General features: G+C 42.1%; 14 protein-coding genes and 1 riboswitch. All 14 genes read right to left on the bottom strand.

Annotated elements, in window-relative coordinates:
- Window positions 1-9 precede the first annotated feature (9 nt).
- The 14 genes from HMPREF2637_RS07185 to mvk all read right to left on the bottom strand — a co-directional run bounded on the left by HMPREF2637_RS07185 (window position 10) and on the right by mvk (window position 20,280).
- Window positions 10-948 carry an alpha/beta fold hydrolase gene (locus HMPREF2637_RS07185; protein WP_064524894.1) on the bottom strand — a complete coding sequence of 313 codons (939 nt, stop codon included), beginning with the start codon at window positions 946-948 and terminating at the stop codon, window positions 10-12.
- Between the two features lie 49 nt (window positions 949-997).
- Entirely contained in the window at window positions 998-2,944 is a 1,947-nt protein-coding gene (thrS, locus tag HMPREF2637_RS07180) for a threonine--tRNA ligase (RefSeq protein WP_064524892.1), read from the bottom strand.
- Between the two features lie 813 nt (window positions 2,945-3,757).
- Window positions 3,758-5,080 carry a glycosyltransferase family 4 protein gene (locus HMPREF2637_RS07170; protein ID WP_064524890.1) on the bottom strand — a complete coding sequence of 441 codons (1,323 nt, stop codon included), beginning with the start codon at window positions 5,078-5,080 and terminating at the stop codon, window positions 3,758-3,760.
- Entirely contained in the window at window positions 5,081-6,079 is a 999-nt protein-coding gene (locus HMPREF2637_RS07165; RefSeq protein WP_004182965.1) for an LTA glycolipid anchor biosynthesis glycosyltransferase, IagA/BgsA family, read from the bottom strand.
- Window positions 6,080-6,209: 130 nt separating this feature from the next.
- The gene (locus HMPREF2637_RS07160; RefSeq protein ID WP_064524888.1) at window positions 6,210-9,221 is read right to left on the bottom strand and encodes a Spy0128 family protein; all 3,012 of its coding nucleotides are present in this window, start codon (window positions 9,219-9,221) and stop codon (window positions 6,210-6,212) included.
- Window positions 9,222-9,613: 392 nt separating this feature from the next.
- Window positions 9,614-10,306 (bottom strand): 5'-methylthioadenosine/adenosylhomocysteine nucleosidase, encoded by a 693-nt coding sequence (locus HMPREF2637_RS07155; protein WP_064524886.1) that lies wholly within the window; start codon window positions 10,304-10,306, stop codon window positions 9,614-9,616.
- Window positions 10,307-10,372: 66 nt separating this feature from the next.
- Window positions 10,373-10,633, bottom strand: coding sequence for a cell wall synthase accessory phosphoprotein MacP (macP, locus tag HMPREF2637_RS07150; RefSeq protein WP_037601533.1), 261 nt, complete (start codon window positions 10,631-10,633; stop codon window positions 10,373-10,375).
- Between the two features lie 3 nt (window positions 10,634-10,636).
- Complete coding sequence (locus tag HMPREF2637_RS07145) at window positions 10,637-11,185, bottom strand: NUDIX domain-containing protein (RefSeq protein ID WP_064524884.1); 549 nt, start codon at window positions 11,183-11,185, stop codon at window positions 10,637-10,639.
- 75 nt (window positions 11,186-11,260) lie between these two features.
- Window positions 11,261-12,643 (bottom strand): bifunctional UDP-N-acetylglucosamine diphosphorylase/glucosamine-1-phosphate N-acetyltransferase GlmU, encoded by a 1,383-nt coding sequence (gene glmU, locus HMPREF2637_RS07140; protein WP_064524882.1) that lies wholly within the window; start codon window positions 12,641-12,643, stop codon window positions 11,261-11,263.
- 283 nt (window positions 12,644-12,926) lie between these two features.
- Window positions 12,927-15,587: a magnesium-translocating P-type ATPase gene (mgtA, locus tag HMPREF2637_RS07135; RefSeq protein ID WP_037602064.1), complete on the bottom strand. Its 2,661-nt coding sequence runs from the start codon at window positions 15,585-15,587 to the stop codon at window positions 12,927-12,929.
- Window positions 15,588-15,811: 224 nt separating this feature from the next.
- Window positions 15,812-15,967: riboswitch (M-box (ykoK) riboswitch) on the bottom strand.
- Between the two features lie 466 nt (window positions 15,968-16,433).
- Window positions 16,434-17,438 carry a type 2 isopentenyl-diphosphate Delta-isomerase gene (fni, locus tag HMPREF2637_RS07130; RefSeq protein WP_064524880.1) on the bottom strand — a complete coding sequence of 335 codons (1,005 nt, stop codon included), beginning with the start codon at window positions 17,436-17,438 and terminating at the stop codon, window positions 16,434-16,436.
- Between the two features lie 49 nt (window positions 17,439-17,487).
- Window positions 17,488-18,483: a phosphomevalonate kinase gene (locus HMPREF2637_RS07125; RefSeq protein ID WP_064524878.1), complete on the bottom strand. Its 996-nt coding sequence runs from the start codon at window positions 18,481-18,483 to the stop codon at window positions 17,488-17,490.
- Complete coding sequence (gene mvaD / locus HMPREF2637_RS07120; protein ID WP_049554106.1) at window positions 18,476-19,420, bottom strand: diphosphomevalonate decarboxylase; 945 nt, start codon at window positions 19,418-19,420, stop codon at window positions 18,476-18,478. The genes HMPREF2637_RS07125 and mvaD overlap by 8 nt, the downstream gene beginning before the upstream one ends.
- Complete coding sequence (mvk, locus tag HMPREF2637_RS07115; RefSeq protein ID WP_049554105.1) at window positions 19,402-20,280, bottom strand: mevalonate kinase; 879 nt, start codon at window positions 20,278-20,280, stop codon at window positions 19,402-19,404. The genes mvaD and mvk overlap by 19 nt, the downstream gene beginning before the upstream one ends.
- Window positions 20,281-20,466: the final 186 nt, after the last annotated feature.

Below are 20,466 nucleotides of genomic sequence, written 5' to 3'. Positions count from 1 at the left end.
TACGTAAATTTAATCAGTCGTCTCTTTGATGAACTCCTCTATCTTCTCGGACACCTCTTTGGTCTGATAGTGATAAAGATAATGCGGAGAATCATAAAAAGTCACTTCGATATTTTTCTGGTCCTTTGCAAAGGTAGTCGCATAATGCCGCCAGTCCTCCTGGCTAAAACCTGTACCCTCACCATTCGAGACCATCAGTAAGGTTGGAATATGTGAATCAATGCTAGAAGTAACCTTTTTCGCATTTTCCTTAACAGACAGGCTCTCATTTAACATAGCCTTTGACAATATTTGACGATAGGCTATCCGTTGGTAGAGGCGGCGGTCACTACTACTGAGATTGGCATTAGGCACATATAAGCGACTCGGTAAATACCTTAATAAGCCCAATTGACTTCCCCAACGAGCCATACGTAATATCTGGGGATGCATTTTTAAATGAGCGTAACTTTCTGGTAGGGCCCAATCTAAACCAATGATAGCTTTCACTTCACTAGGATATTTTTCCTGCCACAGAAGTGTCTCTAAGGAGGCCATCGAATGAGAAAGGATAATATAAGGACCTGAGACATGAGCCCTGGCTAGGGCTTGACGTGTCTCTGAAAGAACCTCAGAAACATCTCGGGACTTGGATGTATCCTCACTGTAACCATAGCCAGCCCTTTCAACAACGACTATCTTATACTGCTTCGAAAGCCCATCATACAAGTCTTTAAAATCTAGAATGGGAGAGGCTGTTCCAGCACCAGAAAGAAAAACTAGAGTTTGTGGCCCCTCCCCCTTTACAAAGACACTCATGTCATGACCATTCACAGACACCATTTGCCCCATAGGATTGAGAGAAGCCTTCTCTCTTTGCAAGGCTAATCTATGGTAAGTAAAGATCGCCAGCAACAAGAACAGAACTAATCCCAGCAGAAATAAAAGTCTTTTCATAAAAACGTGCATGGTTTATCCTACTAAAAAGTCAGCTAGCTTAGCTAACCGACTTTCTGATTTATTCGGCATCTGGGCGTGATTTGCGAGCAATATCAGCAAGGATATTTTCTACAAATTCTGACACAGCTTCAGTGTGTGTTTGTTTTTGTCCATAGCGACGAACGTTAACAGTTCCGTCTTCCATTTCCTTATCACCAACAATCAATTGGTAAGGAATTTTTTGTGTTTGAGACGCACGAATCTTGTATTGCATTTTCTCGTTACGTTCATCCACTTCAACACGGATACCGCGGTCACGAAGTTGTTTAGCAACTTCCCAAGCGTAATCTGTGTGGGCTTCATTTGAAACTGGGATAACAGTCACTTGTTGAGGTGCCAACCAAGTTGGGAAGGCTCCTTTATAGTTTTCAATAAGGATAGCTGTAAAGCGTTCCATTGTTGAGATAACCCCACGGTGAATCATAACTGGACGGTGTTCTTCCCCATCAGCACCGATGTATTTAAGGTCAAAGCGTTCTGGAAGCAAGAAGTCCAATTGGATAGTAGAAAGTGTTTCTTCATTACCAAGGGCAGTCTTCACTTGGATATCAAGTTTTGGACCGTAGAAGGCAGCTTCACCTTCTGCTTCAAAGTAGTCGAGTTCCATGTCATCCATGGCTGATTTCAACATGCTTTGAGCATTTTCCCACATTTCATCATTGTCAAAGTATTTGTGAGTATCTTTAGGGTCACGGTATGACAAACGGAAACGATAGTCAGTCAAGTTGAAATCTTCGTAAACGTCGATAATCAATTGAAGCGTACGTTGGAACTCATCTTTGATTTGTTCAGGTGTTACGAAAGTATGACCGTCATTAAGTGACATTTCACGCACACGTTGAAGTCCTGTAAGGGCACCTGATTTTTCATAACGGTGCATCATACCAATTTCAGCGATACGGATAGGCAATTCGCGGTAAGAGTGCACATGGTGTTTGTAAACTTCGATGTGGTGAGGACAGTTCATTGGACGAAGGACAAAGGCTTCACCATCTCCCATATCCATTGTTGGGAACATATCTTCACGGTAGTGATCCCAGTGACCTGAAGTTTTGTATAGCTCAACTGAGGCAATTGGTGGAGTGTAGACGTGTTGGTAGCCTGCTGCTACTTCCTTGTCTACGATGTAGCGTTCCAAGACACGACGGATTGTCGCACCGTTTGGCAACCAGAATGGAAGACCTTGACCAACCTCTTGAGAAATCATGAACAAATCAAGTTCTTTACCAAGTTTACGGTGGTCACGTTCTTTAGCTTCTTCAAGACGTTTAAGGTAAGCCTTGAGATCTTTTTTATCGAACCAAGCTGTACCATAGATACGTTGCATCATAGCATTATCGCTATTTCCACGCCAGTAAGCACCTGCAACATTCAAAAGGTGGAAGACTTGGATACGACCAGTTGATGGCACGTGTGGGCCACGGCAAAGGTCAACGTACTCACCTTGACGGTAGATAGTCAAACCACCTTCGTCTTCTGAGTGTTCTTCAATCAATTCCAATTTATATGGGTCATTTTTGAAGATTTCACGCGCTTCGTCTTTAGTCACTTCTTCACGGATTGATGGGAAGTTTTCTTTAACGATTTTCTTCATTTCTTCTTCGATACGAGGAAGGTCTTCGTTAGAAATTTGACCAGCTTCATTGTCAGTATCGTAGTAGAAACCATCTTCGATAGCTGGACCAACACCCAAATGAATATCTGGGAAAAGGCGACGAGCTGCTTGGGCAAACAAGTGAGCCGCTGAGTGACGCAAGATTGGAAGAGCGTCTTCGTGATCAGGTGTCACGATTTCGATGCTTCCATCTTCAGTAATCGCACGAGTTGTGTCAATCAATTTACCGTTAAATTTACCAGCAAGTGCCTTTTTAGCCAAAGAGTTGCTGATAGATTGTGCAATTTCAAAAGTTGTAACGCCAGATTCAAATTCACAAACAGCGCCATCTGGGAAAGTAATGTTAATCATCATATTCTCCTTAAAATTAATCTAAATTAATATCAATAATTGATGTTCTAAACTCTTTCATTCTTATACGCAATAGAAGAGTTGAGGAAGTTAAAAACCCTATAAGAGATAGGACTATAAAAACATGTTTCCATAAGGGGAGTGTAGTTCCATCTACAATCGGATATAGACGTATTGGATAGGTTGTCAATGCACTATAAAGATAAACCGCTGCAGTCGAACTACACAAGTATCCTATCTGAACTTTTAGTTTTGTCTTAGTAAGCATTAGGATGCTATAAAAGGGAATGCCAAAAACTAGAAGCGGTATCCCTAAGGCATAAAGGCTAATAAGAATGGTAACCGGTCCATCCCAAAACATTAGAGAGATAAATAACAACATATATGTTACCAAATAAAATAATATGGCACCTGTCTTAGAAAATAGGATTGTATTTCGACTCAATTAGCCTCCTCCCCTCAATTTTGGTTTAGCCCTTTAAATATGCTTAAGCCAAATAAAAAGCGACATCCTCAAAAGGACGTCGCAACGTGGTTCCACCTTAGTTCGTGTACGACAAAAAATGCGTCTGTCCTACACCTCTGATTGGCTCTAACGTGGCCACCGTTTTATGTTTGCATAAAAAATTTATCGAGTAGTCCCAATCATGTCCTCTGCGTGATTCCCAGCGACACACGCTCTCTGAAAGATTTCCCATGACTGATATGTCTCTATGCGTTATTATAGCATGAAACTGTAATTTTTCAAGCTAATTATCTCTTTTATTAATCAATTCTAAGATTTTATCTGACTAGGAAAATCTGATAGCTTTCCTAATCCAATAGTTTCGTGATATTTTTGATTTTCTTGACCTGTTTAGCAGAGCCTTTGATGATACGAACAGAGCCGTTAACAGGCAAGGCAATGGCCTTGGTTGGCAAGTAAGTCACCATACGCGTCAAGCGTTTCATGGTACTATCTTCACCATTCAAATCATTGTGGAAATCCTTAGAAATCGTGAGATCCAAGTAATACTCATAGACACGTTTTCCAAAGTTTTCCGCAGAAATTTCATAAAGCTTGTCAGCCCACTTAGTCACGTCTTTTTCTGGCGTTGCAATGGCTGCTTCCAAAATGGCCCCAGCTAAATCATTATCATGATAATAAAGCGTTCCAAACATCTGGTCCGTAATCACATTATCCAAATAAGGATTTCCATGAGCAATAATCGGAGTACCGCTAGCCAAGGCTTCCAGATAGGTCAATCCCTGAGTCTCACTGGTTGATGCCGAGATGAAGAAATCAGCAGCCTTATAGTAAAGAGCTGTTTCGCCAGGTGCAATCATACCTGTGAAAACCACCTTATCCAGAATACCAAGTTTCTTGGCTTGGGACTTCAGGTCTGGTAGGTAAGGGCCATCGCCAGCAACAACTAACCGAACCTTATCGTCTTCCTCTAAAACCGAAGGTAGAGCCGCCAGAACTGCTTGGATATTTTTCTCATAAGAGACACGAGACAAGCTCAACAACATGGTTTCATCCGAAGCAATACCAAGCTTGGCTCTCAAGTCCGCTACATCTTCTTCGGTAATCTCTGGACGCTGGAATTTCTCAAGTTCAATGCCTGTTGGAATGACCCGTTTTTCAGCAGCAATCTTGTACTTGAGTAAAAGGTCATAAACAATCTCGCTCGGACAGATAACCCCATCCAGATCGCTCATAAAGCCACGAACAATGTACTTAACCATACTTGGACGGATGACCATACCTTTGGCAATATAGCGGACATAGTCTTCATACTGAGTATGATAGGTATGCACAACAGGAATCCTAAGTTCACGCGCAATGGCAATCCCTAGAAGCCCCAAGGAGAACTCTGTCTGCGTGTGAATAATATCAAGCTTGTATTGTTTTGCAATCTCTAGAGCCTTAGAAAAGCCACGATAAGCCACTCGGCGATCCTTAAAAGCAAAGAAAGGCACACTGGGAATACGGACAATCTGCCAGTCTTCATAGCGGTCAACATCTCTATCAGTCGTGGTAAAGATAAAGACTGTGTGCCCCATTTTTTCCAACTGCGTCTTCAGCGTGCGAATACTGGTCGCAACACCTGATACCTGTGGAAAATAGGTATCTGTAAACAATCCGATACGCATTTAAATCTCCAATACTTCTTTGTAGGCTTCAACAAGTTTCTGAGCCACATCATCAATCGAGCGACTTTCTGCAACCTTGTAACCTTCTTCACGTTTGTCCACTTTACCATCGATAATATCTTGTAAGGCTACTACAAATTCATCCACGTTATGCCCGAATGAAGCAGATTTGTCATCAACCCAGCCCTCATAAACAGGAATATCACGCAAAACCACATGTTGGTGACTGGCAAAGGCCTCTAGCACTACGATTCCTTCGGTTTCCTCATAGGACGGGAAAAAAAAGGCATTAGCACCACTCATAGCTCCCTGGAAGACAGCTCCCTTGAAGTAACCTGGGAAGCTGACATTATCAGGATGCTTACCATTGACAATGTCTCGAATCTTCTTAGGAATCAGCCATTTGCTGATACTACCTAACCAAATGAAACGAACATGAGGCATCTTTTCAGCAACCTTGACGAAATCTTCAATTCCCTTGCGTTGGAAATAAAGACCCGCACAAATAACCACTGGCTGTCCTTCCTCGATACCAAAGTAGTCTCGGAAAACTTCTTCCTTACGTGGATCCTTACCGTATTTTTTCAGATCAATCCCATTTGAAACAGCAATGATTGGTGTGGTAACTCCGTAAGACTGAATCAATTTTTTGGAATACTCAGATGGTGTAATCACGTAATCGGCCTTTTGATACATGTGGGCCAAATATTTCCCAAAAAGTGGGGCCAAAAGGTTAGAACCGATGAATGAATTCTCAAAGTCTTCACGTGTCGAATGACCATGCATGATGACCTTCTTGCCACGGCGTTTTGCAGCATGCAACAACATCAAGCTACGTGGACCATAAGTATTAATATGAACGACATCGTAATCACCCAAGATGTCCGTCGTATAGGGAATCCCCGCCAAGTCCAAGGCATGCATCTGATGGTGGAGAGCCCGTCCGATTCCTGATTTTTCAAGAACCGATTTTCCTTCAAGATAAAGTAGAACTTTCATACTCCTCATTATAGCTTAATTTAGTAGAAATTTCATCCTGCAGTTGGCTTTATCTTGATTTCTCATTTAATGAGATAGGCATTCCAACACTAAAAAAGATCGAGCATTCTCGATCTTTTAGGTCATCATCTTAAACGTCTTTACGGCGACGATGGCTATATGCTACACCCATGACTGCTGCCATTTCTGCTGCCACACCGAGGGCAAGCAAGGCAGTATCGTTAGCTTGACCAGTCTCTGGAAGTTGAGGTCCTGATTTCTCAGAGGATTGAACTGGCTTAGCTGGTTTTGGCGTCACTGGTGGAGTAGGCGGTGTTGGTGGTGTCGGCGGAACCACTGGTGGTTTAGGTGGGACACTTGGTGGTGTCGGTGGTGTTGGCGGTGTAGGAGGAATGTAACTATTGTTAAATTCTGTATCCAAAGGAAGGAGAACTGCTGCTACAAGCAGATTTTCCTTTTCACCCACAGTCTTGGTAACAGTCACCTGGAATTTAGCTACCATGTTATCATAAACCACATCGGCTTCATTGCCCTTGACTTCTTCAACAGTGTAGTAGTAAACACCTGGTTTGTCATAGACAATGTTTTCAAAACTAATGTTTCCTTGTGCATTATTGGTCACTGTTTGGATAACATTACCCTTGTCGTCCTTAAGAACGAAGCTAAATTCACCATCTTTGAGGTTACGGCCCGTAAGAACCTTGGTCAATTCGAATTTGGCCTTGGCTGGTTGCACTTCTTTAACAAAGTTATTAAAGACAGTGTCTTTTGGATTAGCGACCGTTGATACCAAAGCATCGCCATCTCGGGTCACTGTAATCCAGACAGTCGCTTTCATACCATCATAGACGATATCTTCGTTAGTTCCCTTAACTTCTTCAACAGTATAAGTGTAAGTTCCTGCCTTATCAAAGTGAAGTTCACTAAATGCAACACGACCATCAGCTGTATTTCCAACAGTTTCGACAATATGGCCTGCACTATCTTTGAGGACAAATTGGAACTCATTAGCAGTCAAAGTTTGGTTAACACCTGCCTTAGTCAATTCCTTACTGAACTGAATAGCAGCTTTAGCTGGAGTCACAAACTTGTTGTTAAAGATGGTGTCTTTTGGATTAACTACGGTTGAAACAAGAGCATCACCATCACGTGTTACCGTGATAGAAACAGCAGCTTTCATCGTATCATAGACAATTGCATCATCCTTACCTGCAAGTTCTTCAACAGTGTAGTTGTAGGTACCTACCTTGTTAAAGGTCAACTCACTAAAGGCAACCTGACCGTCAGCTGTATTTCCAACAGTCTCAAGGACTTTTCCAAAACGGTCTTTAAGGACAAATTGGAATTGATCTGCTTTTAGATCTTGCTTAACACCTACCTTGGTCAATTCCTTACCAAATGTAATTTTGGCCTTGGCTGGTGTTACCAATTTATTGTTAAAGATAACGTCATCTGGATAAACCACTTTGGCCACTAATTTTTCTCGGCCATCTGTGGTTTCTCTAGCTACTTGGACAGTCACATCAGCTTGGAGCTTATCATAAACGACGTCACTATCATTACCAGGAACTTCTGTCACACGATAGTGGTAAGTACCTGGTTGGTTAAGTACAAGATTTGAGAAGACAATTTTACCAGAGGCATCATTGGTTGTTTCACCAAGATCAACCATCTTATTATCTGTCATATCAACCAATTTGAAGGTAAATTCCTTATCTTTCAAGGCTCTACCTGCCAACTCTTTGGCTAATTCAAGATTGAAATGTACCTCTTGTTCACCACCTGCATTTCCACGACCTCCAACTAAACGTACTTCAGAAGTATATGTTTTTGACTCAACATCTGCATGAAGGTCAACTTTATTCGTAGGATTATTAGAATCTGATGCTGGGTTGGTCAATCGTGTCTGATACCAAACATAAACCATACGGTCCAAACGACCAAGATTTAACTCAAATTTAGTATCGTCATGAGAGAAACTCTTAATCAATTCCATAGCTGAACCCTTATCAACCCATGGCTCAGCAGAATCAATGTAACGTAACTCTAAAGAATTATCAACAAATCTTTGATTATCAGACCAAGTATCGATCAATTGAAGATTATTCAAGACACGTCTTGCGTAATTAAGACGCATTCCCCAGTTAATTAGGGTTGGATCATTCTTGTCCTGACTACCCCATTTAGCAACGACTTCGTCACCAGGAATAGGATTTGCAGAACCAACTGTCACATTAACGACATGACCATTGAAATTGAGGTGCAATTTTTCGCCACCTTTGAGAGCTTCAGAATAAAGCGTATCTAACTCTAAATTCATATATTTCCCAATAGGGTGATCTTCGAAATAATGATTAAATGTGGTTACAACACTGTTATTCTTAGGATCTACCTGAGCAATACCAACAACTTCGTTATTAGGGTTGTAAACATTAACACTATAGCTTGTCTTAAATTGCAATTCACTTGGAAGAGTGAAGATAACTTTGTCACCTGAATTAATAGCTATATCGTTAGGGAATGAAATATCATGATAAACAACCTTACTTCTTGAGTAAATACTATTTCCGTCTGGAAATTGAAGCTCAACGTTAGGATTTTGAACATTAATTTCAGTTCCTGTCTTTGTCACCTTGACATCCGCTGGAATCGGGCGACTTAGGTTGGTAACCTTAAGTCCGAAATTATCTGACGAAGCGGAACTCGTATTGTTTGCTGCAGCGAGGTCGCTAGCGCTAGCTTCTCGTGTTTCATTGACTGTAACTGGCTTCTCACTGAGCCCCTCACTAGTCTTATCTTGTGATGTACTCTTTTGTTCAGAGCTTGCAACCGTTTGCTCTTGAAGCGCAACTTCACTAGAAACAGCAGTCACTGAGATAGCACTGGTACTTTCTGCTTGAACGGTAGGTTCAGCTGTCACTTCTTGACTTGAGGCACTAGTGCTTGTCCTTTGGCCCCCACCATCAGACTCACTGGCTTCCTCAAGCACACTCGTCGCTGGTTGGCCTTTAGGCTCTTCAGCTTGATCTGCTTTGGCGGTACTTACACCAAAAACTGCAGACGAAAGTAAGACCGAAGCAACGCCCACCGTAAACTTACGGATGGAGAAACGCTGCCTCGAATCACCGAATCGGTTATTCATGATTCTATCCTCCCATTTTTACAAATCTTAACATTTTTGTAACCCTTTTCATTCTGAATTATACACTATTTTCAGAACTTTGCAAGATAATTATTTACCCCTTTAGAGGTTTTGTAAAGCTTTCTAAGATATCAATAGATAGTGAAATTTTCAAACCCTTATATTATAAGCTTTCTATCGGAGTCTCTCTTTTAATATTGTTTTTCTTTCTCATTTTATTGACATAATTTTAATTAAATTTCCGTCTGAAAAATGCTAAAATTCAGATTTTTTCTTTAAAAAATGAGAAGGTTTTCTTATCTAAAAGCAGAAAAAAACTGCCATTCTTAAATGAATAGCAGTCGTCTTTAAATTAATTAAGAAAATGAGCATAAGCACTCATTTAATGTATTTTAGGCAAGTTCTTTGAGAAACTCAACCAAGATAGCAGCTGATTGTTTTCCCGCCTGAATAATGAATTCATCAAAGGTAATGTTAGCATCATGAGCAGCTGTATCACTCATGGCACGTACAACGATGAAAGGCTTTTTGACACTGTGTGCGGCTTGAGCAATAGCTGCTCCCTCCATCTCTACAGCCAAGACTTCTGGAAAATGCCCCTTAATAGCATCAATCTTGTCTTGACCCGCAATGAAGCTATCACCCGTAGCGATAAGCCCAATCTTAGAATCAATGGAAGCCTGAGCCAAGACCTTTTCGAAAGTCTCTACGAAGGTAGAGTCACTTTCAAAGTAAAGTGGCTGCATAGACATTTGCCCATAATCATAGCCAAAGGCTGTCAAATCAACATCGTGATAGGCTAATTTTGACGCCACAACCACATCTCCAATTTTAAGTCCAGGTGCTACTGCTCCAGCAGAACCAGTGTTAATGAGGGCATCAACGCCAAAATGGTCTGCCAAGACAGCCACAGACATGGCTGACATAACCTTACCAACACCTGATTGCACCAAAACAACATCATGTTTTCCTAAGCGTCCTGTGTAGTAGGTATCGCCAAGAACAGTTTCTTCAACCTTATTTTCCAATTGCTCCACTAGAAGCACTAACTCCTGCTCCATGGCAGCGATAATTCCGATTTTCATATAGTTCCTTTTCAGCTTGTAATCTTTCCTGAATCAGTAGCTAGGGCTATCTGACTCATAGAGTTCTTAGAAATAAAAGACAGCAATGAAGAGAATAATCAAGAGGACCACAACCCAAAAGAGGATGCGATTAAGCTTGTGTTGAAATTGATTGCGTTTAGCATTCTCAATTCGACGGCTCTTGTAGGCCGAAGGCTGGTAATCAGCCTCATAATCCTCATCGTAGAACTCTTGATCATAGTCCTCATAATAAGGTTGTTCCTCTAAATCGATTTCCCCACGCTTAGCCTGCTCAATGACATCGTCAGTCAAAAGTGGCTTACTCATAACTTATTTTCCTCCAAAATGAAGTGCATAGTATTGGAGTGCGATGATAGTTTTGGCGTCCTGGATAGCCCCTGAAGCTACGAGTTCCATACACTCCTCATAAGTCAACTCATAGATTTCAAGAAACTCATCTTCGTCAAGTGGGCGTGGATTTTCAACAGGCTTGAGGTTTGTAGCCACATAGAGCTTGATTTTTTCATTACAGAAACCAATGGCTGTGTAAAACTCATGAATCAATTTAAGTTCACCCTTATACTGAGTCTCCTCTTCAAGTTCACGCGCTGCTGCAGCCATCTCTTCACCAACCTCACCAACTTCCAGTTTACCCGCAGGAATCTCGTAGGAAACCGCCTCAATAGCCTTGCGGTATTGTTTGACGATAATGATTTTTCCTTCTGGGGTAACCGCTAAAACAGCTACTGCTCCCTTGTGGAAGATGAGCTCACGACCAGCCGTCTTACCGTCTGGCAAGAGGACCTCGTCTACTGCAACTTCAAAAATATGTCCCTTAAATTTTGACTCACGTTTGAGTGTTTTTTCTTCAAACTCCATGAATTGACTCCTTTAATCTATGACCCCAATCTAAATCATCTCTCAAATAGAAGTAAGACTTAGATAGGCTTAAGCCTACTTATGTTGGCTTGGGTGATGAGGCTTTTTAGTAGCGTAGCCTTCTTTATTGACCTGACGGCCACGTCCAATGGCTACGCTGTCCGCTGGAACATTCTCTGTAATGGTTGAACCAGCTGCTGTAAGTGCATTGTCCCCGATTTCAAGCGGTGCAATCAAGGTTGAATTGCTTCCGATAAAGACGTTGTTAGCAATTTGAGTTTTGAATTTATGTTGACCATCATAGTTAACGGTAATTGTTCCAGCACCAAAGTTAACGTCAGAACCAACTTCCGCATTACCAATGTAAGTCAAGTGACCAGCCTTGGTATTTTCACCGATAGTAGACCCCTTAACCTCAACGAAGTTACCGATATGAACATCTTTTTTGAGGGTTGAATCTGGACGAACATGGGCAAATGGACCAACGGTAACACCTTCTTCAACCATTGAGTGCTCAATCATAGAGTTAGTGATAACCGTTTTGGAACCGATAGTTGAATCAACAATATAAGTACCATTAGTAAGCACTGACTCTGCACCGACTTTAGTTTGCCCTTTAAGCGTAACATTGGCTTCAATGACAACGTCTGGCTCAATTTCCACATCCACATCGATATAAGTAGCGTTTGGATTTTGGAAAGTAACACCATTAACCATGTGAGCTTGGTTGATGCGACGACGCATAACATCTTCTGCCGTAGCCAAGGCAACACGGTCGTTAACCCCGAGACTTTCTTCAAAGTCACGAAGAGTGAAGGCACCTACTTTTTCACCATTCTCACGGAAAATAGAAATAACATCAGTCAAATAGTATTCCCCTTGAGCGTTGTTAGTGTTGATATTTTTAAGTGCTTCGAAGAGACGTTTATTGTCAAAGACATAAGTCCCTGTATTGATTTCTTTGACCTGTTGTTCGAATTCGTTGGCATCTTTTTGCTCAACAATCTTAGTCACTTCGCCATTTTCGTTACGGATAATACGACCATAACCAAATGGATTGTCTGCAGTTGCAGTCAAGATAGTGGCAACATTTTTGTGATTAACATGGAAATCAATAAGGTTTTTAAGGCTTTCACCAGTAATCAAAGGCGTGTCACCGGCGATAACAAGCGTTTGCCCTTCAAGTCCAGCCAACTCTTCTTCAGCCATCATTACTGCGTGACCAGTCCCCAACTGCTCAGTTTGCATAGTGAAGGCAGATTGACCATCCAAAACCTCACGAACAAGTTCAGCCTTGTGACCAATAACAGTAACGTTTTTAGCTGGTTCGATAGCTGAAACTGCACGGAAGACGTGCTCAAGCATAGTGATGCCCGAAACCTTGTGCAATACTTTTGGAAGATCTGATTTCATGCGAGTTCCTTTACCCGCAGCAAGGATAATAGCGTAATTACTCATTTTCTTTTTCCTTCTTAATATTTTTTTGTGATGATTTCTTTCGTGACGGTCTTAGCCTTGAGCCCCAAATCTCAGGGCCTCCACCTCCCACTGGGATAGCCTACGAAAGAAAGGGGCCTTGAAAACATAGTCTCTCATTTCTTAGAAAATATGTCCTCATAACTGACGTTTTTTAGGGCCTCTGATTATCTATAATCGCCCTATTATACCATAAATGAAAAGGTTTTGGCAGAATGAAAGGTAATGAAAAAGAGCTGACGCTCTTTTTCTAAGAATAGTTATCCTATAACCATTCTTTGTATTTCTTAATATAGATATGCTTCACAAAGGTAACACTAAGCATATACAAAGTAATGATGATAAACAAGAGAATGAAATAGAGACCGTTTAGATGGCTGAGTTTTAAGAGACTAGCCAATGGACTGTATGGAAGAGAAGTCACAAAGAAAGCAGCAAATAAGGTTGTCACAACAACTGATAGTGCTGGGTGACTTTGAATAAATGGTAGTTTTGGTGAACGTAACATGTGGATAACCATGGTTTGAGACCACATAGATTCGATAAACCAACCTGTTTGGAAAATAATGATAAAGGCTGCTGCTTCTGGTGAACCATGAACATAGCCATGCCCCAAAATCATTGGCACAATGATGAAATAGAGCAAGATATATGTCAAAATATCAAATACGGACGAAATAGGTCCTATCCAAGCCATGAAACGCATGATTGATTTGGCTTCCCAGATATGTGGCTCTTTAAGAAATTCCTTGTCCACATTGTCAAATGGAAGGGCGATACAAGAGATATCATAGACAAGATTTAGGACAATCAAATGCACAGGTGCCATTGGTAGGAATGGTAAGAAAATGCTGGCAAAGAGGAGAGAAAAGATATTCCCGAAATTTGAAGAAACGGTCATCTTGATATATTTGGTCATATTAGCATAGACCTTCCGTCCTTCAACCAAACCTTTTTCCAAGACCATTAAATCCTTATCAAGCAAGATAACATCTGCAGTTTCTTTGGCGATATCAACAGCTGTATCCACAGAAATCCCCACATCTGACACCTTCATGGATGGGGCATCGTTGATACCATCACCCATATAGCCTACCTTATGCCCATTTTCCTTAAGGCTTAGGATAATTCGTGCCTTTTGGTCTGGGGATAACTTAGCAAAGACTGTTGTCGTTTCCACAGCCTTAGCCAAATCTTGATCTGACATGGTATCAAGATCACTTCCAAGTAGAATGTGCGTCACATCTAGACCAACTTTTTCACAGACAGCCTGTGTCACCTTATCATTGTCTCCAGTCAAAATTTTTGTGGTCACACCATATTCCGCCAAAGCCTTGATAGCAGGTGCTGCTGATGGTTTTGGTGGGTCAAGGAAGGCAAGATATCCCGTCAAAATCATATCACTTTCATCTTCAACACTAAAGACGTCATTTTCATTAAGTTGTGATTTGTAGCTAACACCGAGAACACGCAAACCTTGTTCATTCAACTGTGCAACTTCCGCAAGGACTTCCTCACGAACATCGTCAGTCAATGGGATAATGTCTCCCTTGTATTCCACATAGTTAGAAACAGAGAGCATTTCTTCAAGGGCACCTTTTGTCACCATGCTAACAAATCCATCAGTGTCTTGAACAATGACACTCATGCGACGACGTTCAAAATCAAAAGGTAGCTCATCAATCTTGTGGAAGGTCTGGTCAAGGTCACGAACGATGTCATGTTTCTTAGCTTCTCTTTCAGTTCGGCTAATAATGGCACGGTCCATAAGATTTTTTAAGCCAGTTTGGAAATAAGAATTAAGATAGGCTCTCCGAAGTACTGATAGGTCAAGGTCACCATGGATATCAAGAGGGTACTCAAGAACGATTTCATCCTGAGTCAGGGTTCCTGTCTTATCCGTACAAAGGATGTCGATAGCCCCTAGGTCTTGAATAGCATTAAGTTTTTTGATGACCACCTTTTCCTTGGCCATAATGATAGAACCCTTGGCAAGACTGGCTGTGATAATCATCGGCAACATTTCTGGGGTCAAACCGACTCCCACACTAAGGGCAAAGACGCCGGCTTCAAGCCAGTCCCCATCTGTTAAACCGTTAATCACAAAAACAACAGGAACCATAACCAACATGAGTCGAATCAAGAGCCAAGAAATGGAATTCATCTCACGTTCAAATGAAGTTGGTTCGTCATAAGTATTGATGGTCTGCTCAATTGCTCCCATCATGGTTTCATCACCAACAACTAAAACCAAGGCAGTTGCACGACCAGAGATAACATTAGTTCCCATGAAAGCAAGGCTCTCACTTTCAAGCAGGCTCTCTAGATTTTGACCATCTGCTTTAGCCAGACAAGCTTTTTCCACAGCATCGCTTTCACCTGTCAAGCCAGACTGTTGAACAAAGAAATCACGAGAATCTAGTAAGACCACATCAGCCGGAATCATATCTCCCGCACTTAGTTTGACCACATCTCCAACCACAATTTCATCAATTGGGATTTCTTGCTCACTGCCATCTCGAAGTATTGTTGCTGTATTGACAATCATGCGAGACAAATTACTGGCAGCCTTGTCGCTACGAAGTTCTTGAATAAAACGGATACCACCAGATATCAAAACTAGAGTGACAATGATGATAGAAGTCGTTGGGTCTTCTTCACCCGGTTTAGCAAGCCAGACATTGGTGATAAAGGAAACCAGAGCAATGACTAAGAGAATAACAGTAAAGGGATTGATGATAGATTCATAAATCTTTTTGATGATAGAATCCTCTTGTCCTTTGGTTATGACATTTTCCCCATAAAGGTCACGGTTTTCTTCTACTTGGTCTTCCTTCAAGCCATCCAAATGAGTCTTGTAGCGAGTAAGGGTTGTTTCAAGTGGCTCTTGAAGAGCAGCAATAAGTCTTTCTTTATTTGTTGACATTGGAATCTCCTTATTTAATCAGGAGCCAATCACTTATGGAGTCCCTAAGACACTAATCAGCGATTGACTGGTTAGGTGCGGTTCGGGGTGATCGTCGATTAGTCTCATAGGTTTCTCCTTTCATTTTTTTACATAGTGGGTGAACCTCAGACAAAAGAAAAGAGTCCTACCCATATACAGGTAAGACTCTATAAACTCGAGGTTGATTTTTTAATAGATTCTGTCAAAAAATGGACCGTTCAAGCTTTAGCTCCGCAAGGCGATGAAATGAGCTTAGTCTTGACCTTGGCAATCAGGACTGTTGACCAACGAGTAGTGTCTCCACTGCTTTGCGGTAGTCATCCGTATCCTTGTGGTAGCCTCACCTACCGTATTTCACTGAAAATAATACTCCTAAGGCGGTAACTTGTCAAGGGGAAAAGTTACTTTTTTGCTTGAGTGGGTAATAAAAAAAGAGCTTCCGCTCTTTTTTGTAAGATATTCTTTTGTAAAATGGATTTTTTTAGACTTTCCTTAAGTGAGTAGGGACGTCAGCGAACTTCTTCGAAGCTCCATGACTAATTTTTGAGCCCCTTCACTTTTTAATTTCTAGGCTCAGGCTAAAACAGTTCCCCAAACTGTTTTACTCTCAAAAATTCCGAGTTCTAGAAATACTTGTATTTCTAGAACTTTTCTCACAGCGGAAAGTCTCGTTAAGCGCTCGCTTTGCTCGCTAGAAGCAAGTCAAATCAAGAACGTAATTATTATTCTTTGAATGAAGTTAAGGTGATGTCTTCATAATAATCATCGCCTAGAGAAATTGTTTTACCATCTTTATAAAAGAAAAAAAGAGCACTTAGCTCTTTCCTACTTTCCTTGCTTGATATAAGTTCCTTGTAGCTTACCATGTAGAATGTAATCAACAGATTTGAGCTCATCTACAGTTCGACAATCAAGGGCACACATGATAAGACGAAGGTCATCCTTCCAGCCATTGACAATAGCCACAACCTTATCCACAGGGTAACGTTCCACCAATTCAAGGACAGTTCGTGAGAGGCCAACACCTTTTGCTCCTAGAACCAGACATTTGACCATATCGAGTGGGTTTCGCACGCCACCAGAGGCTAGGATTTCCACATCCTCGCGAAGGTCTTGGGCTTGCAAGAGGGTCTGAACGGTGCTTTGTCCCCAGTTATTGAGGTAATCTCGGTTACCGCCTCGACTATTTTCAATATAGGCGAAGCTAGTCCCACCACGACCTGAGATATCCACAGTCTTGATGCCTTGAGACATGGCGTAACGAATGGTCTCCGCATCCATACCAAAGCCGACCTCCTTGAGTACAAGGGGGCAGTCTATTTTCTGTGCATAAGCCGCCACATTTTCCTTCCAAGTGTGGAAAATACGCTCTCCCTCAGGCATGAGGAGCTCCTGCATAAGGTTAACATGGAGCTGTAAAAAGACTGGATTCATGGCTTCCACCGTCTTAGTCCCCAAGTCCACAGACTTATCCACACCGATATTAGTCGCTAGGTCTAAGTCTGGAAACTCTTGACGATAGTCAAAGGATTCTGGTGCTTCTCCTTTTAGAGCAGCACTGTAGGAACCCGTCACCATGAGAATACCTGTTCGACTGGCCACCTCAGCCAATTTACGATTAACTGCACCACCTTTGGCAGAACCACCTGTCATGGCATTGATATAAAAGGGAAAGTTCCAATCTCGTCCTGCAAAATGTGTGGACAAGTCAATCTGATCTAAATCATAAGTTGGTAGAGACTTGTGGATAAGTTCCATATCGTCAAAACTATTGTAGGGCGACTGGTACTTAAGGGCATAACGGATGTGATCGTCTTTACGATTTGTCATAGGTTATTTCTTTACTTTCTTGCGTGATTATTATCTACTAAGCTGATTCCTATACCTCATACAAGAGCTCTATTCCTACCTGCTGCCAACGCTCAACTAGAGCATCTCGGCTAGCTTGGTCAAAGGCAAAGGCGATACCACAGTCGCCACCTCCAGCTCCAGAGGACTTAGCAATGGCATCGAGTCCTTGCTCTGCTTCTTTGAGTTTTTTCAGCTTGGCCACATAAATATCTGGACTAAGTGATTCCAACTGATCACTGACAGTTTGAAGGCTGCTCTTAAGTAAATTCTTATTTCCTGTTTCCAGTGCCTTGAGGGCATCTTGGACGGCAACTTCTGTTTCACTTAAATACTTGCTTGATATGCGAGATTTGGCCATTTTAACCATGTCTTTTGAAATAGCAGCTTGCTTGGTCCACCCCACCAAAAAGTGAGCTTTGAGAACTGGCACTACAGGACTGATACGATAGCCCCAGTCTTTTTCCAAAAGCTCTGTTAGAGTTTTTTGGTCTATAAGCTCTGCTATTTTTGCACGGTCAAAGGAACGATAGGAAATTAGATCCTCGTATACGATACAAGCTAAATCTCCCATAGAACCATTATCTCCCTGCTTGAGAAGGGTGTAGCTAGCTAATTTAAAGAGAATGTCTTTGGATAAGTCTTTTTGAAGGGCTGCTGCCAAGGCCTTGAGGGTCAATACCACAACAGAACCCGAAGAACCGATACCAAATTTAACCCCATCTCGTTCCAACTTTCCAGTGATTGAAAGGTCCAGAGCGGGTAACTTCTCACCACAAAAGGCCTCAAAAGTATTCAAGGCCTCTTGAATGAGGGCGTAATTTGCGTCTGGCTCACGACTAACACTATAGTCAAACATGTCTGAGGACAACTGGGTAGTTTGTGCTTCCTTGACCTCTGCTGACATGAAAATAGGAATAAATTGGATTAGGGCTGTCTGCCTAGGTGTTAAGACTGAATATTCTCCAGCAATGTAGAGTTTCCCACCTGTTTTTACTGTGACCTGACTGACCGACTGCTTAGGCATCTGGCAACTCCTTAGTGCGTGAAACGATGACCTGATAGTCCTTACTGAAGTGGTCTGCTAGGCGGTCTAGGTCTTCTTCCAGACAGAGCACCTTAACATTTGGTCCTGCATCCATAGTAAAGTAACACTGCTCACCAGAGGCACGGAGGGCCCTAACCTTGTCCATAGCCTGATATGAGGCTTCCGTTAGATATGAAAATGGTGGGTTAGCCGTGCTTGTGGTTTGGTGCATACGAAGGGCATTGGCTTCAGTGAGCTCACCCACCGCTTGGAAATCATTAGCCTTGAGGTAGTCTAACATATCCTTGTAATCCTGCTCAGACTGTTTAATCCACTCTGGGAAGGATGTCGATGTTTCGGTACACAACTTCATGCCATCACGGCTTGATACAGGTTTCTTTTGATCTGTTAAAACCAGCATAATCATGGCCAATTTGAGGTCTGTTTCAACCGGGTAAACCTCACCACTATCCTTGTCCCAGGCTGCCAATGGTCCAAAGAAGGACCGTGATGACGAACCTGAAGCAAACTTGGCAATTTGAGCTAATTCAGACTGCGTTTTTCCGACTTGGAAGAGCTCGTTAGCTGCTTTAACTAGGGCAGAAAGTCCTGAGGAACTTGAGGATAGACCCGCTGCTGTTGGCATGTTGTTCCAAGTTTCAATCTTGACATGTTGGTTGGGATTAGTACGGAAGAGATCTAAAACCTTGCTGGCCTTGGTTGTTTCTTTTTCCCCTTGGAGCTCATCATCGATATACATGACATCACCAGTCGTATCCTCAGGCAGAAAAGATAACTTGGTTTCCGTATACATATTTTCCAAAGTCAGTGAGATACTACTGGTTGAAGGAATCATACGCTCCGCATCCGCCTTACCCCAGTATTTGACAATAGCAATATTTGCGTACGATTTGACGCTTACAGGCTTTCTATCCACGTGTTTACGGCTCCTTTTTCTTGAAGTTTTTTAGCAATCGTTCGGGCTTGGTCTTTAGTACTTGTCAGGGCAATAATACAGCCACCAAGTCCTCCGCCTGACATCTTGGCTCCCAGTGCACCATGCTCCAGAGCAGTTGCTACTAGAAGATCCGACAAATCACAAGACACCCCTAAAGATTTAAGGTGATTATGGGCTTGAGACATGAGCTGACCAAGAAGCTTTTGATCCTTGGCTTTGAGGGCGCGTTCTGCCTTCTGACTTAATTCGCCCAGTTGGTTGAGATCTGACAAGGCATCTAAACCAATGGCCTCAACCTTTTCCACAGCCTCACGGGTATTTCCATGGATACCCGTATCAGCAATGACCAGATAGGCACCTAAATTGACCTCGATTTCCTTGAAACCGATATTACGCGTAAAGCTAATAGCTTTGTCACTCAAGCAGGTCTTTGCATCTAAACCACTAGGTTTACTATGGGCAATGGTCTCCGCCTGATGGACTAGCATTTCCAAGGTCTCCTGGCTAAGCTCCTGATCAAAATAATCAAAGACCGCTCGAATTGCCGCAATGGCTACAGCCGCAGACGACCCCATGCCACGCTTTTCAGGGACACTAGACTTAATAGCATAGCTAATAGGCTGATTCTTGATTTCCAGATAATTAAGCGCTGAAAAAATCGCTGTCGTCAAGGGATCTTGAGCCTTGAGCGTCAAAGGAGTCGCAGCCGCCTGAATCTGACAGACAACCTCAATATCCTTAAGAGGGAGGGCAAGGGCAGGATGACCATAAACGACCGAGTGCTCCCCCATCAAAATAATCTTACTGTGAGCCTTGCCCACTCCTACTTTCTTAGTCATAAATTACACACACTCACAGACGAATTTGCAGGCGAGTGTCTTTCTAGATTTTTCATACAGATTCTAGTGGTGACTCAAGGTCAATCAAGCATTCAAAGGAGACAAAGAGCACCAATCTAAAGAATTTTCTTATAGCACTTCTATCTTATCATCAAAGCGCAAAAAAAGCGACATCTAACCTAGAGT

Source organism: Streptococcus sp. HMSC065H07 (assembly GCF_001837325.1).
Lineage (GTDB): Bacteria > Bacillota > Bacilli > Lactobacillales > Streptococcaceae > Streptococcus > Streptococcus salivarius_H.
The sequence above is the reverse complement of the archived record's forward strand: the minus strand, read 5'-3'. Positions and strand labels throughout refer to the sequence as shown.